Genomic DNA, 14,300 nt, shown 5'->3' with positions numbered 1-14,300 from the left:
TCTATTGCGTCGACGCGGTCGGAGAGATGCCGAGCAGATTCGAAAGGCGGCCGCTGGGGACCACGAGATCGGCCAGCGTATATCCTTCCAGCACATCCATGAAAGCCTGCTGCGCGCGCTCCATCGCGCGCTTGAGCACGCAACAGGGATTGATCTTGCAGGGCGCGTTCAGCGGCTTCAGGCACGACACGACCGCCATATCCGGCTCGGTCATGCGAATGACTTCCGCCAGCCCGATCGCCTCGACGGGCCTGGCGAGACGCAGTCCGCCGCCGCGACCGCGCACGGTTTCGATATATCCCGCCACCCCCAGCTGATGAACCACCTTCATCAGGTGAGCCTCGGAAACGTTATAGCTTCCGGCGATCTCGGCGATGGTCGACAGCCCATCGGACTTGAGCGCGAGATACATCAGCACCCGCAACGCGTAGTCCGAATAGGTGGTGAGGCGCATGCATACTTCCCCGCGAGATGGTCACGTAAAAGCTATATTCAAGATATTGCTTTTGTGCAACCGCCGATGTATAGAAACACCGGCTTTTGTAGAGGAGCTTTTCATGAGCAAGAGCGCCACGGTCAGCGGCATCGTCGCGAAGCGTTTGCTGCTGCCGGGGACAGCCGTCTGCAACGCTCTCGGAACTCGCAATAACTCCGGGGACTATTCCCATCTGGTCCATATGCCGGTTAACTCGTTGATCTGGACAGTGGCCGGCGTCATCGCAATGGCGTTTCTCGTATGACACTCGTGTCCGACAAAATGGATGATGTAACCGAGGACGGCATCCGCCGGCTCGTCGACGCCTTTTATACGAAGGTGCGCGCCGACGCCGAGCTGGGCCCGGTCTTCGAGAACAAGATCAAGGATAACTGGCCGCACCATCTTGAGAAGATGTACGCGTTCTGGTCCTCGGTGATGCTGACCACCGGCCGCTACAAGGGCAATCCCATGATGAAGCACATGGCGATACCGGGCATGAGGCCGGATCTGTTCACCCAATGGCTCGCGCTCTTCGACGAAACCTGCCGCGAACTGTGCGACGAGCCGATCCGCGCGGCCTTCATGGAAAAGGCCGAACGCATCGCTGAAAGCCTGAAGATCGCGGTGTTCTACCGGCCTGACCGGCCGTGGCCGCCGCAGGCTTCCACGAACGCGACGTGAGCCTGCTGACCTGACGTCCGCGCCGGTCCGTATGCTTTCACCTGGTCTTCGCGGCGACGGCCTTGCGCGCGTCCGCGATGGCCTGGACGAATTGCGCCGTGGTCAGTACGCCGGGCACGCGGAACTTCCCGATAATGAATGAAGGCGTCCCGTTGAATCCGAAGGCCGCCGCCTGATCGTTGTTGCGCTTCAGAACGGCGTCGATCGCGCCGGCGTTGGCGGCCATGTCCTTGATCGCGCGATCTACATCGATCTTCGCATCAGCCATCAATGCGCGAACACGCGGTTCGGTCAGACGTGAACGCGTATTGATCAGGGCTTCGTGCGCGACGACGAACTTGTCCTGATACCTGGACGCCAGCGCCAGACGCGACGCATAGACCGAGACGGGGCCGAGGATCGGCCAATCCTTGAAGATCAGCCGGACCTTGCCGTCGTCGCGCACCACCTGAGCGAGTCCCGGCGCGAGCTTGCGGCAGTAGGAGCAGTTGAAATCGAGATATTCGACGATCGTGATGTCGCCCTGCGCATTGCCCGCCGCCGGAATTTCCGGGTCGCGCAACACGCGGGCTTCCGTCAGAATATTGTCAGGCGTCTCGGCCAGTGTCGGCGCGTGCGTCAGACCCGCCGTCACCATTCCCAGGCCGAAGGCTCGCAGCAGCCCGCGCCTTGTCGGGGCGCCGAACGGGTCCCGCGATTCCGGCATGATCGATCAGGCGCCCTTCAGCCGCTTGGTGCACTCGCTATAGTAGCCGCCGCCCTTCATGATCCATTTCATCCCGCCATTGGCGTTGCTGGACTTGTTGGCCTTGTATTGATCGAGGCAGGTATGCCTGCGCGCCTTGCCAGCGGATTCACCGGCATATTTCGACGACACCGCAGATGGGAAAACCGCGTTGTCGGCTGACGTGGCCGAAGGAGCTGCTGCGGTCGTCGGCGCGGACGCTTCGGCCGCCTCCGGGGCCGTCGCCGCCGCTCCGCAATGAGCCTTGCGGAAATCGTTCCATTTCTGGCCGTCGAGGGTGCCCGCTGATTTCGCGGCCTGATACTTGGCGCTGCACTCCTGCGCCGTCAGCGCGTCGGCGGGCAACGCCGAAAGCCCAAGCAGACCTGACGCCGTCACGGCGCCAAGCAGTTTTAGATAACCTGTCATGACTCTATCTTTCCGGGGCCTGAAGGATGGTGGATCGATCCTATCGCGTTTCGGGCGAAGTGGAAATCGGTTCGCGTGAAGGAAGCGCTTCAAAACAGCAATCCGCTCGCCGCCGTTCACCCACCGTTCAGCCCGGCTCCGCGATGGTGCGGCCGTCATCAACCTGAGGGATTTCCCATGACCATGTTTCCCCGCGTCATAGCGGTCGTCGCGGCATCGCTGCTGCTTGGCGCAACGGCATTCGCCCAAGCCCCCGCAACCGAAGCGCCCGCGGCGGCTTCAAAGGCGGCGTCCACCGCAAAGAAGGCTCACAAGACCCAGAAGGCCCAGAAGGCGAATTCCACAGCTTCGCTCGAATGCACGAAGGAAGCCGACGCCAAGGGCCTGCGCGGCAAGGAACGCAAGAAATTCCGCGCCGAATGCAAGGCCAAGGCGGCCCAGCCGAACTGATCCCGCTCATTAGATTAATCACGATGATTGTGGATCAAATCGATCCTCAATCATCGTGTGATCGATTCCAGTATTTTTGCGAGCGGATGCGGGCGGCAAACCGCGCCGCTTTGTTCTTCCGCCAGCGAAGTCCGTCAATCAGGACCGCCAGTCCCAAGACCGTCTACACAGAGTCCCAAACTCTGGCTTACCGAACCTTGCCCGCCAAAGCCGCGATCCCCCATCCCGCGATTGCCGCCATCAGCAGAGAGATCAGCGCGTTGTAGCCGGCCAGCGACAGGCCGAGGAAGCGCCACTGCACTTCGTCGCAACGCACGACCTTCACTCTGTCGAGATTTTCAAGCAGGCTTCCCTTGCCCAGATCGAGCACCGATCCGCTGCATTCGGCAGGCCCCGGCCAGAAGCCCCACTCCACTCCGGCATGATAGGCGCCGAACCCGGCGTTGCCCAGCGCGGCCAGCGCGAGAACGGCGAGAGGCGGTATGATGAGGCAGCGTGGCGCGCCCTTCGCGATGGCAAAGGCCAAAAGCAGGGCGAAAGGGATCGCAAAGTAGTAAGCATAGCGCTGCTGAAGGCAGAGCGGACACGGCAGGATCTCCAGCACAAGCTGAAAGAACCATGCGCCTGCGAGGGTCGCCGCAGCGATGAAGGCGACGGCCAGCGCCGCAGCGAAAGCGGTTTTTCTGTTGCCGGCTGCGGAGGCGGGTTTCACGATGGGCGCTCTATCATTTGGTCTGACGCGTTGTCTTCACGAACCAGATTCCGCTTAGCCGGGAGATGCTCTATAGCCCGCGAGCCTTGCCGCTGTCGAGCCGGCAGCCCGCCGCCTTCCGCGGTCCTTCGGACCAAGCCCCCCCTGACGCAACATCACACCTAGCGCGGCCGGGTTGACCGGCAAGGATCGGCCGCTATAGTCCGCTCCGCTTCGTAAGGTCATGGCCGCATTCGGATGTGACTCGCGAATGCCCCTGTGGCGGAACTGGTAGACGCGCTCGACTCAAAATCGAGTTCCGCAAGGAGTGCTGGTTCGATTCCGGCCAGGGGCACCATCTCTTTTTCATTCATTTCAGCACCTCCTATGAGTTTGAATGGCATGGAGAATTGGGCGGTTCGATAACCCTCCCCGCGCACGTAGATCAGACGCTCGGCGAAGGCCAGCTTGAGCACGGCGCGGCGATCCTCGATCTTCTCCGAGTGCCAGAGTTTGCAAGGGTTTGCGAGAAAGTCGAAGGCGGTTCGATAAGCTTCGGAAAAGCTGGTGAGCGGCCTACCGCAATTCGCGATACGATCCCGCATCAGAGCCTTCTGCGTTTCGAGATCACGGATGCGCTTCTCATAGGCTCTGACGATGGAATCACTGTCCGCGTCCACGATCCGGTCTAGCAACGCATCGACCTTGCGCTCGATCAGGGCGATTTCCTTCTTAAGCGTACCGCCCTGAGAATGCTGGCTCGCGAGCTTCGCTTCCCAGAGATCGCGGAACATCGCGAAGGCGACATTGAACAATCCCTCAGTCGGTTTGAGCGAGGTCAGCAGCGTCTCGAACTCGCCCTCGATCGCGTCGCGGCGGATCGACTTGCGTGATTCCGGGCAGCCCCGCGTATCGCAGAGATAGTAGGGATAGCGGGCGCTGCGGCCCTTCGACCAGCAAGCGGTCAGCGGCTTGCCGCAGCAGCCGCAGGAGACGAAGCCGCGCAGCGGGAAGTCTTCGCTGATATCGGCCCGCGCCGGAGCCTTTGCCGTGCCGGAACGCCGATCCTGCACAGCCTGCCATGTGGCGAGACTGACCAGCTGCTTATGCTTGCCGGGAACCAACCGAAGGCCCCAGTCCTCGATGGTGATATGACCTGCGTAGACCGGGCGCGAGAAAATCTCCGAGATTCGCTCGATGTGAACCTCGTCATTACTGTTGCGCGGGAACGCGGGCTGGGATTCCAGAAATCGCTTCACTTCCGTCAATCCCTCGAAGCGGCCCGAGGCGTAGCCTTCGAGAGCCTCCCCGATGATCGACGCCAATGGTTCTTGCGGCACCAGCATCTTGCCGTGTCCGGCAACGCGCTCGTAGCGGTAGCCCATCGGAGCCTGAAACACCCAATAGCCATTCATCGCCCGTGCGCGCATGCGGTTGCGGGTCTGCTCTGCATTCTTCTGGCGCTGATGCTGCGAAACCGAGGCCAGCAGGTTCTCACGCAGGATGCTATCCGCATCCTCGCCGAACTCGATGGAAGGGCTTTCCAGCTTCCCGCCCGCCTCGCGTAGCAGATCGCGCAAGTCCCAATGCCAGCGCACGTCACGGGCAAAGCGGTCGATGTGGTCGATGATGACGACGCAACCATCCTTGCGGTGCGCCTTGAGGTGTTTCACCACGGCGGAGAGCCCCAGGCGCTTCTTCTTGCTGCCGGTCACGCTGTCGCAGAAAACACCGACGATCTCATAGCCTTTATAGGCCGCATATTCGCGGCAGCGGGTTTCCTGGCTGCGCAGGCCGTCACCTTCACGGACTTGCTTCTTACTGGACACGCGACAATAGATGACGGCCTTCTGGGACGTGGTGGCTTTCATGAATCAGACGTTCTCCTTTCGCGTTGCCCTGTCTGCGCGTTGCGTGAACGCATCCGTCTGGGCTTTGTCTTCTGTGCTGTTGTGATCCTCCAAGGGTACCACAGCGGAGGAATCAGCTTCACGCTCAATTCGGATTTCATCCCCATCCCTGCGGGCGAGCTGGACGGGATCGTCACCGAAGGCGCGATCCACGAAGGAGCGCATCATTACTTGCAGCACGCGCAACATCTCGATCTTGGCCTCCAGCGGCAGGTCGAGGTGCACCAGATGATGAAGGTAGGGAGAAAAGTCATCGTCGCTCATGCCTGCCTCCTTTCTGCCGTCACAGGACGAGCAGAAGCATACAGAACAAAAAGGGAACTTGTCAAGGAATATATTCCTTTGCGAAGTTGTCGAAGCCATCAGCGATCATGGAAATTATGTGAACTACCCGGCTTCGATCTATCCTGCGGCAAGCCTATCCTTGCCCTCGCAAGGGTGTCGAACCTCTCAGCAAGGAAAGGGCGAGGAAGGGCGCTTTCGGGGAGCCGCCAAGTGCCTGGAGCAACACCAAAAAACCGCCGTTACCGGAACGCGAAAATTTCCGAACACCGGCTGAAGCGCGTGGTGGAATGCTTCGCCCGCGACCTAACGGCGGCGGAGACGGTGAAGGCGACAAAGCTCAGCGCCCCGACCGTCAATCTCATCTTCCATCGGCTGCGAGAGCGGATGCGCGACCATGGACTGTTCATACCGCAGTTCGGCGACGAACCGCACCCGCTGAAGGAGGTATTCAACCCGAAACATCGCGGCGTGCCGGAGCATCTACACGACCTGCACGCCATCGAGCGGATTCACCGCATCCTGTGCGCCCAGCATCTCAAGGGTTTTGAGCGGCTGCCCGCATCAGAGCCGAAGAATGTCGAGAAGGCGATCCGGCTGTTGCGCTTCAACGGGATGCAGCCGAAGCGGCGCTACCAGATATGGGAGGCACTCAAACAGGCAGAGGTCGATACCGGAGCGTCCACAACACGGCCCTTCGATCCGCGCCACATCCACAAGGACAGCGACATTCTCATCAACGAACTGCACATTAACCCACAGGATGCGTTCTTTGCCTATCTGTGGGCGCTACTACTGCGGCAGCCATTCTAAGGACAGGCTGGAAAATTTTGAGGAAAGGCCAACGCCTCTGTCAGCAAGGTCATACACGGGCTCGGGATGTAGATAGGGCCGGTAGGGCTGCATCCGAATTGTCTTAATTGCAGCTCCCGTCACATGCATAGTATCGCGTCGGCGTCGTCCCGCTTCCACCTGGGAAGCAACCGTACCCACTCCCCGATCCCTGAATGCATATCCACCCCCACAGTGAGCCAAAATTCACGGCCCATTGCCCATCAACAGCGCAATCGCCACAAGCTGTCACACATTCATTCCTACAAGAATACCCGCAAACCTGCCCCGCGTACGGAACGCAGGCAAGCGTGCAACTTGCATATTGGTAGCTGCCCGATCCGCTCAGCGTGCCGTTGTTGCAAGTCCGGGTCTGACTCACGCCTGCACAGTTCGAATGGGATGTGGCCGCGTAGAAGGTGCGGGACGCACCGTGCGCGACCGTCACCCCGCCGAGCGTGCAGTTTGCAGGCGCGTTGCAATTTGCATACTGGTAGCTGCCCGATCCGCTAAGCGTGCCGTTGTTGCAAGTCCGGCTCAAACTCACGCTCGCGCAGTTCGTGTGGATCGTGGCGGAGTAGAAGGTGCGGGACGCACCGTGCGCGACCGTCACCCCGTTGAGCGTACAGTTTGCAAGCGTGTCGCAGCTTGCATACTGGTAGCTGCCCGATCCGCTGAGCACGCCGCTGTTGCAGGTCCGGGTCTGACTCACGCTTGCACAGTCCGTGTGGGCTGTGGCGGAGTAGAAGGTACTGGACGCACCGTGCGCGACCGTCACCCCGGCAAGCGTGCAGTTAAAGCCGTTTGCCGTTCCCGACAATGTCGCTGTCGCATTCGCCGATGCGCCGTCCGTTACGGTCAGCGTGCCGGATGGGATTGCTTCGCCCGACGATTTCGCCCTGATATCGACAGTGCATTGCGCCGCGCTTTTCGCGTATGGTTCCAACGTCACGCCCCCACAATCATCGCCATCGCCTGAAAACTCGTAATTCGAGAGGGGCACCAGCTGCGCCGCCTGTAAAACGCCCGTCGCCTGTTCGCCCGTATTGCGCACGACAAAGCCGGTAAGATCGCTATAAGCCGGATTGCCGGGGCCGGTGACATTTATGGCCGCCGCGTTCGGCGTGATCGACAGGCTTGGCGGATAGGCCGCCCGTGTTTCGATCTTCCATTCTTTTCTGATGCCGCTCATCATGATCGAGAACGTGGACGTTTCACCGGGGTTGCCTGGCGCATCGGCCCGCAGCTCGATTGTATCGCCGTCCGATACGGCGGCGGGCGCGGTGACGGGATTGCCGTTTATCAAAAGGACTGCCGCGCCCTGCACGGTCAGGGGCCGCGTTCCGCGAAAGCCGCTGAAAGAAATCGTCCCCGACAGGTGTTCCGTACTTGCAGGCTCGGCCCCCGTGATGTCGATAAAGTCCCCCGCCGACTCGACGGACACGTCGTCGATCTCCACCCAGCCGTCTGCAAGGCAAATTTGCGCGGTCCCCAAAAACAGCCGCATGATGCCAATCGTGTTTTCATTGCAGGCTCCATCGGGCAGTTCCTGCAAGCGGGCATTGGTCGTGCTGGCGGGCACCATCATCTGCGCATAGGGAATGATGCGCCACATATCGTCGCTGCCCGAAACCTTGTTCACAACGGGCGTATCGTTGTCGATCCAGTCTTCGCAGGCGGTTTGAAATATCTTGTCCGGCCCCGCCGACATCACGGCGATGGCGGCGGCCTCTTGCGTATTGCCCCCGCCGCTGCGCATGGCGTCCGCGCCGCCGCATGAATCGTCCAGAACCTTTCCGCCATGATCCCAGACGCAATAGCCGTAATCCGTGCCCCACGGATCGCGGCGGTTGACGGCGGTGCTGAAGGGAAGAAGCCCGCCGCCGGAAGGTGCAGGCGCGGCTTCTGCATCGCGGAACGGCAAAGGTTCGATAAAGCCGTCATCGTCGCAATCCGCGTCCGGCGCGACGAACGACGCCTGCGTGATCACGGCCACCGCCGCCTGCATATCGTTTTGCGCGATATTGGCGCGCGTTACCTTCGATACGGATGTAATCGGACCCTGCATGAGGTTTGTCAGCGCCACGCCGAGTAATGCAACCATGCCCACAGCCGCGAAGATGGCGAAAAAGACGTTTCCGGCTTCGCTTCTGCCCGCAGATACCTTTTGTGGGGGAGTCGCTTTCGATTTCCGCGTCTGCCGGAGATGATAAAGGCACGCGCCAACGACGCCGCCGATTATAAACATGAACGCCAGCGCGGCGTTGACGAGAAAAAGGGTATCGAGGCAGGTAGGCGAGGCAAAAGGCAGCAGTCGAAAGCAAAGTTCTGAAAAATACCCCTGATCCACTGAACCCCCGAAAACAAAAAAAATCACCAGAGGTAGTCCCTGGTGACCGGGTGTTCAAAACCGTTAGATCAGAAACGGCACAATGGCCTTTAGACCCGAGGGCCACTGGACATACGCCACTGCCACCCGGTCTTGAGACCGAGCAGCATCAACGATGCTCATCCAAATACAGTTCAGGAAAAGCACCATATAACGGCTGATGCCAGCCGCTGATCTAAAAGAGGTTTTGAAGCCCCGATGCAGGCGGACTACCCGCACACATCAATATAATTGTAAGACAATTATCCGGTTCTTGGAAGAATAATCGGAATATATTCCATAAGTTGCTGATTGATAGGACTTTAGTCTAATAACCGCCTCCGCCTCATGTAGCCGGGCCGAGGGTACGGTCACGTCTTCTCACACAGGTAAGTCTTGCTTGCCGTGCAATGCCCGGCCTGCTTCATCGGGCTGCATCTCCCGGTATGAACCTGTCACCACTGGCGCTTCAGGAGGGTTCTGATAATCGCAAGATGTGCGGTGTAGTACCGCAATCTTGGCAAGGGGGCCGCTGCGCGCCCCCGTTGCATCCCCCAGGCCGTGGTGTTTCCAAGGCATCGAGCCTCTACAACACCATTCAACCGTATCGCCGGTTGAGCACTCGCACCGTTTGGCCGTTGCATCACCAGTCGGGGAGCCTTCGTGCTGCCCCAACACCCCATGACAAGGAAGGCATCGGCCTTCCCTTGACCCTTGCGACCAAAGAGCCTTCGAGCCCCTTGGAACCCTGACGAGGGCTTTCGCGCCCCTCGACCCACGACCGCCATTCCGCTTGCGGCATCCGGCACGGGAAGATTGCGCTCTCCCGTGACCCCATCGCTCGTTTCTTCATTGCACCGTTTCAACCTGCCGCCGGAGAGAACGGCTCAACGTCCATTGCGGCACGTCCATCTCGCGCGCGACGCTGGCAGTCGTCTTGCCGCCGACCTCTATGCGCCAGCGCGCCTCCTGCAATTGTTCATCCGTTAGAACGCGCGGCCTGCCGATAACGGCCGCATGCGCGACGAACTGCTCAACGAGACGCTGTTCCACAGCCTCGCCCACGCGCGGGTCGAGATCGCGGCCTGGGTCGAGGATTACAACCGGGAGAGACCGCACTCATCGCTCGGATACGCGACACCGGCGGCGTTCGCTGCCGAACTGGATAAGCAATGGCCTGCTTCGCTACGCCCTACGGGCTCCGCTACGCAGCCCATTGCTTCAACCGCGCTCATGCGCAAAACAACCACCCGGCTCTAATCCCAGATGGAGGAAAGCTGGGGGTCAGGTCATCGGGCGTTGAGGCGAAATCAAGGGCACCCGCGAACTCATGATTTCCGCACGCCCTATATCGTCGCGTATCGAGTGACGGCTATCGCCTCGGCGGCAGCGCTGGCAGTGCGCGCGATGCTGATGGCCATCTTTGCCTATGGCTACCTGGGGCTACTCCTGCCCATCGGCACGGGCCTTATCGCGAGTCGGGGAGTGCGGCGCCATGCATGGTAGCTAGCCTATACCAGTGCTATTCTGGATTGCGCTGGCATCCGCGCTTAAGATGCCGCCGATTGCGAGGCGTTGAAAGCACAAGAGGCCCTGGCAAATGCCAGAGCCTCCAGTATTTTCACACAGCCTAAAAATTGCCGGCCTTTTCACACCAGCATGTAATGAGATCAGTATCCGGGTGCATACGGGGCAGCGGCCGGAGCACCAAGGTTGAAGCGATAGTTCAGTCCAACCTTGACGGTATGGGTGTCCAGATTGATGTTGGTACCTGCAATTCTGCCAAAATCAAAATACTGGTACTCAACCTTACCGGCCCAGTTCTGGGTGAACATATATTCGAGACCAGCGCCGACGGTGTAGCCGTCAAGACCGATGTTTGGGTTGATCCCGAAGATAGCGTTATTACCCCGCAAAACGGCTGTACCATAGCCGCCCTTCACGTAAAATAGAGCTGGCCCCCCCCACGTGTAGCCTAGCCGTGCGGTAGCCGAACCAAGGCCGAGATTGGCACCGGCTATCCCGGAATCGAGAAAGCTGTAACTGCCTTCGAGGCCGAAGACCCAATTCGGTGCGAACTGGAGATCCCATCCGCTCTGCACACCACCCAGGAACACGCCGTCCCTTCCGTTTGAGAACGCACCGCCAATGTGGCCACCGAGGTAGAAGCCGGTCCAGTTGTAGATCGGAGCGGGCACATAGGGCGGAGCCTTGGTATAAGGACGCGGCGCGAGATCAGCGGCAGAAGCAGCCGGTACACTGACCAACACAGCTGCGGTGATCAGAAGAATCTTTTTCATGGGAACCTCGAAGTTAGAATCGATGGTTTCTAATCAAAAGCAAAAGCTCAGATAGTGCTGTAGCGAGTCTGCCACACTGGGTTAAAATGTTAACGTTTAGCACTTAAAAAAAAGCCCCGCCTAGGTGGCGGGGCCAAGGAAATTCCTGGACCGGAAAGTTCCGGCTCAGACAAATAGACACAAGCTTGTTTGATTTCCAAGCAAAATTGCGTCGCCCTTGTCCTCCAGTGAACAGATACATTACTGCGCTCTCGGATCGAACCGTGAACAGAATTATCTTGACCATTGGTGGCATATTTGACACCATAGGGGCAGATGATTACATTCCGCGAAACAAGGCCGATCTCATGGATGAAGGCTGCCCGAAAGACCTTTGAGGATTTCCCGCAAGGAGCGCAGGACGACATTCTGGCGGCTCTCACCGTTGCGGCGGACGGCAGCTTTCCGGGCAATGTAAAGCCGATGAAGGGCCTTGGTTCCGGCGTTTACGAAGTAGCTTTGCGCCATCGTACCGACGCATATCGGGCCGTCTATACGTTGCAGTTCAAGGATGCCTTGTGGGTGGTTCACGCCTTCCAGAAGAAATCCAAGAGCGGCATCAAAACCCCGAAGCAGGAGACCGACCTGATCCTGGAGCGGATCAAAAGATTGAAGGAGATGCTGAAATGAGTATCAAAAACGACGACACGGAACTGGTCCATGGCAGCGGCAACGTCTTCCGCGATTTTGGCCGCGACGACGCTGATCTGTTGCAAGCCAAGGCGCTGATGGCATCTGAGATCATCAAGATTCTCGATGACCGCCACTGGACAACCCGGAAGGCGGAAGACGCAACCGGAATCAGCCACGCGGACTTTTCCCGTATCCGCCGCGTCAATCTAGGGCGGTTCACGCTTGACCGGCTTATGACGATCCTGACTCTGCTGGGACAGGAGGTCGAGGTGGCCGTAAGCGTTCGACCGCGCCTACCGCTGGGCCAACCCGTTCCGACCAACGTTTAGTGCGGGAAGCATTAGAAAGAGAATTCTACGCGAGCCACGCATATTTATCGGGCTTCTCGCGTACATCGCGCAGCATCCCGCTCATTTCAGGCCGCTCCCAGAAATTCGGCATATCGACCGTGAAATACCCCTGATCGCGGGATTCGAGCAGCGCGCTTTCACCGCCGGTCGCAAGGCGGATGTCTTCCACCTGGAGCAGCGGCCTCGATTGTTCGGAGAGATTGTCGCCGGAGCCGTTCACCTGGTTCTGGTTGACGTTGAATCCGCGCACCATGACCGAGGTGCGGCCCGAGCGGTGCTCGATGTCTTTGAGCGTTTCGGTATCTGGCAAGCCCCGATAGAGCGTATGCGCGACCGCCTTGCGCCAGATGCGGGCCAGTTCGCGCCCGTAGCGGTTTTCGATCTGGGCTGCAGCGTTCTGGAAGACGCCGAGGAAATTGATCCCGCCCTGCCGGTAGAGGGTGAGGATTTCAGGGAAGTTGCTGACATAGAGTTGCCCCCATTCTTCGCCGACGACCAGCGCCCGCAGCGTGCCATGCGCATCCGCGAAACGCTCGATGACCGCCGCCGCCATCGCACCCACGAAATTCCGGCTCGTGTCCGAGCGGGCCGACCCAATAATAAAGAGAGCCGTCTTCTCCCGTTTCATGTCGGCGGGATCGAAGCTGTTGCGTTCGGTCACGGTTCGCGCCGCCGATCCCGGCTGGAAACCTTGCAGCCGCTCCACCACCGTCGAGGAATAGGCGTTCCATTGATCGGTCGAAGCGGTCAGGCCCGCGACCAGGCGGCACATGCCCCAGTCTTCCTCCATGCGGGAATCAGACGCCCACACCAGTAGATCGTCCGCAATCTCATCCGGCGCGCGCCCGAAGAAATCCCAAAGCCCGCCAACCGTGCAGGGCCAACGTTCGGAAGGATAAAGCGCCGTGATCTTGTTGTAGAGCGCGAAGGCCGTGCGCACGCCCTGGCCGATCCATTTGTGATGGGGGTTCGGATCGACTGGCACGAGATAGCTCGCGGCATCGTACGCGGCCTCCCCCACCAGAGTTCGCAGCGCTGGGATCGAGGCGATTTCCAGAAGCCGCGTGTTGAAATTATAGCTTTCGGAAGGATAACCGTAGAGCCTGCCCGCATTGATAAAGCGCACATGATAGCCTTGCCGCTCAAGCGTTTTCCACGATACCCATGCAAGTTCGGCATCCTTCGGATCGGTGATGATCTTGCTCAGATGCGCCGTGCGCGGCGACACCAGATTGACGCCGAGAAACCGTGTGAGCTTGCCTTTTCCGGCCTGGGCGTCGATGGCGACCGGCTCGGTACCGTCATAGATCAGCGGCCTGCCGCGAAAGAAGCCGAGTTCGATCCCCTGGCGGATATGGGCGTAGGATCGTGCAAGGCCGTTCATAGCAGTCCCGCCTCACGCAGCGCCCTTTCGTCGTTCAATCTGGAATGGCCGAGCTGGCCGCTGGGGTTTGCGTCCAGCATGGCGCGAAGCTGGGCCTCGGCCTGCGCTTCCGCTCGTGCGCGGGCGATGCGCGCCTGCGCGGCGTCTTCCCACGCAAGGCGCTGTTGATGATGGGATTCAAGCATCCAGACGAACTGATAGACCTGCACCAGCCTGTTCATGATGCGCGCTCCTCATCATCCCAGCTCGCAAACCGGAATGGCTCTGGCTCCGGTTCCGGCGCGGGCCGGGGCTCCCGTGCAGGAGGAAGCAGCACTTCCTGCCGGGGCGGCTGGTAGTCCGGCGGCAGTATCTCGATCAGGGGCTGGCCGTTTTCGTCATGCGTGGGGATACATTCCACGCCGAGCGATCCCATCGCATAACCGATGAAGAGGTACACCCACAGATAATCCCAGTTCACCCGCAGACTCGTAAAACACTCCAGCAGCGCAAGCGCGAACGGAAACATCCAGAGTCCGTGCAGGCCCTGTTTGATGAAGCGCCGTGCTTCCTCAGGTGTAATAACCTGGCCGAAAGCCCGAACCGGGCGGTTCCAGGCGATCAGCGACAGGATCGTGAAGCCGATAGTCACAACGGCAACGCCGAGGATGATGAGAAAGCCGACAGCCAGGATGGCGGCATAAACCATCCCGCCGATCAGCGCGAACACCATGACGATTCCGGTCATCTCGTCGTTGTTCTTCGAAGACA

The 14,300-nt window shown here is 59.8% G+C and carries 15 protein-coding genes, 1 tRNA gene and 2 pseudogenes; 7 read left to right on the top strand and 11 right to left on the bottom strand.

All coding sequences use genetic code 11. From position 1 onward, the window contains the following. Window position 1: 1 nt before the first annotated feature. Window positions 2-454: an RrF2 family transcriptional regulator gene (locus NWI_RS03860; RefSeq protein ID WP_011314063.1), complete on the bottom strand. Its 453-nt coding sequence runs from the start codon at window positions 452-454 to the stop codon at window positions 2-4. Window positions 455-557: 103 nt separating this feature from the next. Here NWI_RS03860 and NWI_RS03855 point away from each other — a divergent pair, with 103 nt between their 5' ends. Both NWI_RS03855 and NWI_RS03850 read left to right on the top strand, forming a co-directional pair. Next, window positions 558-740, top strand: a complete 183-nt coding sequence (locus tag NWI_RS03855; RefSeq protein ID WP_041344738.1) for a hypothetical protein — start codon at window positions 558-560, stop codon at window positions 738-740. Further along, window positions 737-1,159 (top strand): group III truncated hemoglobin, encoded by a 423-nt coding sequence (locus tag NWI_RS03850; RefSeq protein WP_011314062.1) that lies wholly within the window; start codon window positions 737-739, stop codon window positions 1,157-1,159. The genes NWI_RS03855 and NWI_RS03850 overlap by 4 nt, the downstream gene beginning before the upstream one ends. Window positions 1,160-1,196: 37 nt before the next feature. Here the strand turns inward: NWI_RS03850 and NWI_RS03845 are convergent, their stop codons facing one another. Then, window positions 1,197-1,865, bottom strand: a complete 669-nt coding sequence (locus NWI_RS03845; RefSeq protein WP_011314061.1) for a DsbA family protein — start codon at window positions 1,863-1,865, stop codon at window positions 1,197-1,199. Window positions 1,866-1,871: 6 nt separating this feature from the next. After that, entirely contained in the window at window positions 1,872-2,312 is a 441-nt protein-coding gene (locus NWI_RS03840) for a hypothetical protein (RefSeq protein ID WP_041344736.1), read from the bottom strand. A gap of 177 nt (window positions 2,313-2,489) precedes the next feature. Here NWI_RS03840 and NWI_RS03835 point away from each other — a divergent pair, with 177 nt between their 5' ends. After that, the gene (locus tag NWI_RS03835) at window positions 2,490-2,762 is read left to right on the top strand and encodes a PsiF family protein (RefSeq protein ID WP_011314059.1); all 273 of its coding nucleotides are present in this window, start codon (window positions 2,490-2,492) and stop codon (window positions 2,760-2,762) included. A gap of 187 nt (window positions 2,763-2,949) precedes the next feature. Here NWI_RS03835 and NWI_RS03830 read toward each other — a convergent pair whose 3' ends face one another. Next, on the bottom strand, window positions 2,950-3,474 hold the full coding sequence (locus NWI_RS03830) for a disulfide bond formation protein B (protein WP_011314058.1): 525 nt from the start codon (window positions 3,472-3,474) through the stop codon (window positions 2,950-2,952). 252 nt (window positions 3,475-3,726) lie between these two features. Between NWI_RS03830 and NWI_RS03825 the strand changes: the two genes are divergently transcribed. Continuing rightward, window positions 3,727-3,811: transfer RNA gene (locus NWI_RS03825), tRNA-Leu, on the top strand. Window positions 3,812-4,310: 499 nt separating this feature from the next. On the opposite strand, the pseudogene NWI_RS18540 reads toward NWI_RS03825, so the two are convergent. The 3 genes and pseudogenes from NWI_RS18540 to NWI_RS18445 form a co-directional block, all read right to left on the bottom strand. After that, window positions 4,311-5,324: pseudogene (locus tag NWI_RS18540) on the bottom strand (recombinase family protein); the annotation flags it as partial. Between the two features lie 1,237 nt (window positions 5,325-6,561). Then, a complete protein-coding gene (locus tag NWI_RS03800) occupies window positions 6,562-8,853 on the bottom strand; it encodes a hypothetical protein (protein ID WP_011314055.1) in 2,292 nt (763 codons plus the stop codon). A gap of 840 nt (window positions 8,854-9,693) precedes the next feature. Further along, window positions 9,694-9,819: a hypothetical protein gene (locus NWI_RS18445; RefSeq protein WP_283805211.1), complete on the bottom strand. Its 126-nt coding sequence runs from the start codon at window positions 9,817-9,819 to the stop codon at window positions 9,694-9,696. Window positions 9,820-9,852: 33 nt separating this feature from the next. Here NWI_RS18445 and NWI_RS03795 point away from each other — a divergent pair. Then, window positions 9,853-10,104 (top strand): annotated as a pseudogene (locus NWI_RS03795) (integrase core domain-containing protein); the annotation flags it as partial. A gap of 410 nt (window positions 10,105-10,514) precedes the next feature. On the opposite strand, the gene NWI_RS03790 reads toward NWI_RS03795, so the two are convergent. Further along, window positions 10,515-11,144 carry an outer membrane protein gene (locus tag NWI_RS03790; protein ID WP_011314053.1) on the bottom strand — a complete coding sequence of 210 codons (630 nt, stop codon included), beginning with the start codon at window positions 11,142-11,144 and terminating at the stop codon, window positions 10,515-10,517. A 351-nt stretch (window positions 11,145-11,495) separates the two neighbouring features. Here NWI_RS03790 and NWI_RS03785 point away from each other — a divergent pair, with 351 nt between their 5' ends. Continuing rightward, a complete protein-coding gene (locus NWI_RS03785; protein WP_202943784.1) occupies window positions 11,496-11,813 on the top strand; it encodes a type II toxin-antitoxin system RelE/ParE family toxin in 318 nt (105 codons plus the stop codon). Continuing rightward, window positions 11,810-12,145, top strand: coding sequence for a helix-turn-helix domain-containing protein (locus tag NWI_RS03780; protein ID WP_011314051.1), 336 nt, complete (start codon window positions 11,810-11,812; stop codon window positions 12,143-12,145). The genes NWI_RS03785 and NWI_RS03780 overlap by 4 nt, the downstream gene beginning before the upstream one ends. Before the next feature lie 25 nt (window positions 12,146-12,170). On the opposite strand, the gene NWI_RS03775 is transcribed toward NWI_RS03780, so the two are convergent. The 3 genes from NWI_RS03775 to NWI_RS03765 are packed head-to-tail and all read right to left on the bottom strand — an operon-like array spanning window position 12,171 to window position 14,277. Further along, a complete protein-coding gene (locus tag NWI_RS03775) occupies window positions 12,171-13,550 on the bottom strand; it encodes a type IV secretory system conjugative DNA transfer family protein (protein WP_011314050.1) in 1,380 nt (459 codons plus the stop codon). Then, window positions 13,547-13,771: a hypothetical protein gene (locus tag NWI_RS03770; RefSeq protein ID WP_041344721.1), complete on the bottom strand. Its 225-nt coding sequence runs from the start codon at window positions 13,769-13,771 to the stop codon at window positions 13,547-13,549. The genes NWI_RS03775 and NWI_RS03770 overlap by 4 nt, the downstream gene beginning before the upstream one ends. After that, on the bottom strand, window positions 13,768-14,277 hold the full coding sequence (locus NWI_RS03765) for a hypothetical protein (protein WP_148203771.1): 510 nt from the start codon (window positions 14,275-14,277) through the stop codon (window positions 13,768-13,770). The genes NWI_RS03770 and NWI_RS03765 overlap by 4 nt, the downstream gene beginning before the upstream one ends. Window positions 14,278-14,300: the final 23 nt, after the last annotated feature.

Source organism: Nitrobacter winogradskyi Nb-255, from assembly GCF_000012725.1.
Classification (GTDB): Bacteria; Pseudomonadota; Alphaproteobacteria; order Rhizobiales; family Xanthobacteraceae; genus Nitrobacter; species Nitrobacter winogradskyi.
The sequence above is the reverse complement of the archived record's forward strand: the minus strand, read 5'-3'. Positions and strand labels throughout refer to the sequence as shown.

Bases quoted from the DNA above. Each gene is read 5' to 3' on its own strand.
- NWI_RS03860 (WP_011314063.1), bottom strand. From the start codon at position 454: ATGCGCCTCACCACCTATTCGGACTACGCGTTGCGGGTGCTGATGTAT.
- NWI_RS03855 (WP_041344738.1), top strand. From the start codon at position 558: ATGAGCAAGAGCGCCACGGTCAGCGGCATCGTCGCGAAGCGTTTGCTG.
- NWI_RS03850 (WP_011314062.1), top strand. From the start codon at position 737: ATGACACTCGTGTCCGACAAAATGGATGATGTAACCGAGGACGGCATC.
- NWI_RS03845 (WP_011314061.1), bottom strand. From the start codon at position 1,865: ATGCCGGAATCGCGGGACCCGTTCGGCGCCCCGACAAGGCGCGGGCTG.
- NWI_RS03840 (WP_041344736.1), bottom strand. From the start codon at position 2,312: ATGACAGGTTATCTAAAACTGCTTGGCGCCGTGACGGCGTCAGGTCTG.
- NWI_RS03835 (WP_011314059.1), top strand. From the start codon at position 2,490: ATGACCATGTTTCCCCGCGTCATAGCGGTCGTCGCGGCATCGCTGCTG.
- NWI_RS03790 (WP_011314053.1), bottom strand. From the start codon at position 11,144: ATGAAAAAGATTCTTCTGATCACCGCAGCTGTGTTGGTCAGTGTACCG.
- NWI_RS03785 (WP_202943784.1), top strand. From the start codon at position 11,496: ATGAAGGCTGCCCGAAAGACCTTTGAGGATTTCCCGCAAGGAGCGCAG.
- NWI_RS03780 (WP_011314051.1), top strand. From the start codon at position 11,810: ATGAGTATCAAAAACGACGACACGGAACTGGTCCATGGCAGCGGCAAC.
- NWI_RS03775 (WP_011314050.1), bottom strand. From the start codon at position 13,550: ATGAACGGCCTTGCACGATCCTACGCCCATATCCGCCAGGGGATCGAA.
- NWI_RS03770 (WP_041344721.1), bottom strand. From the start codon at position 13,771: ATGAACAGGCTGGTGCAGGTCTATCAGTTCGTCTGGATGCTTGAATCC.
- NWI_RS03765 (WP_148203771.1), bottom strand. From the start codon at position 14,277: ATGACCGGAATCGTCATGGTGTTCGCGCTGATCGGCGGGATGGTTTAT.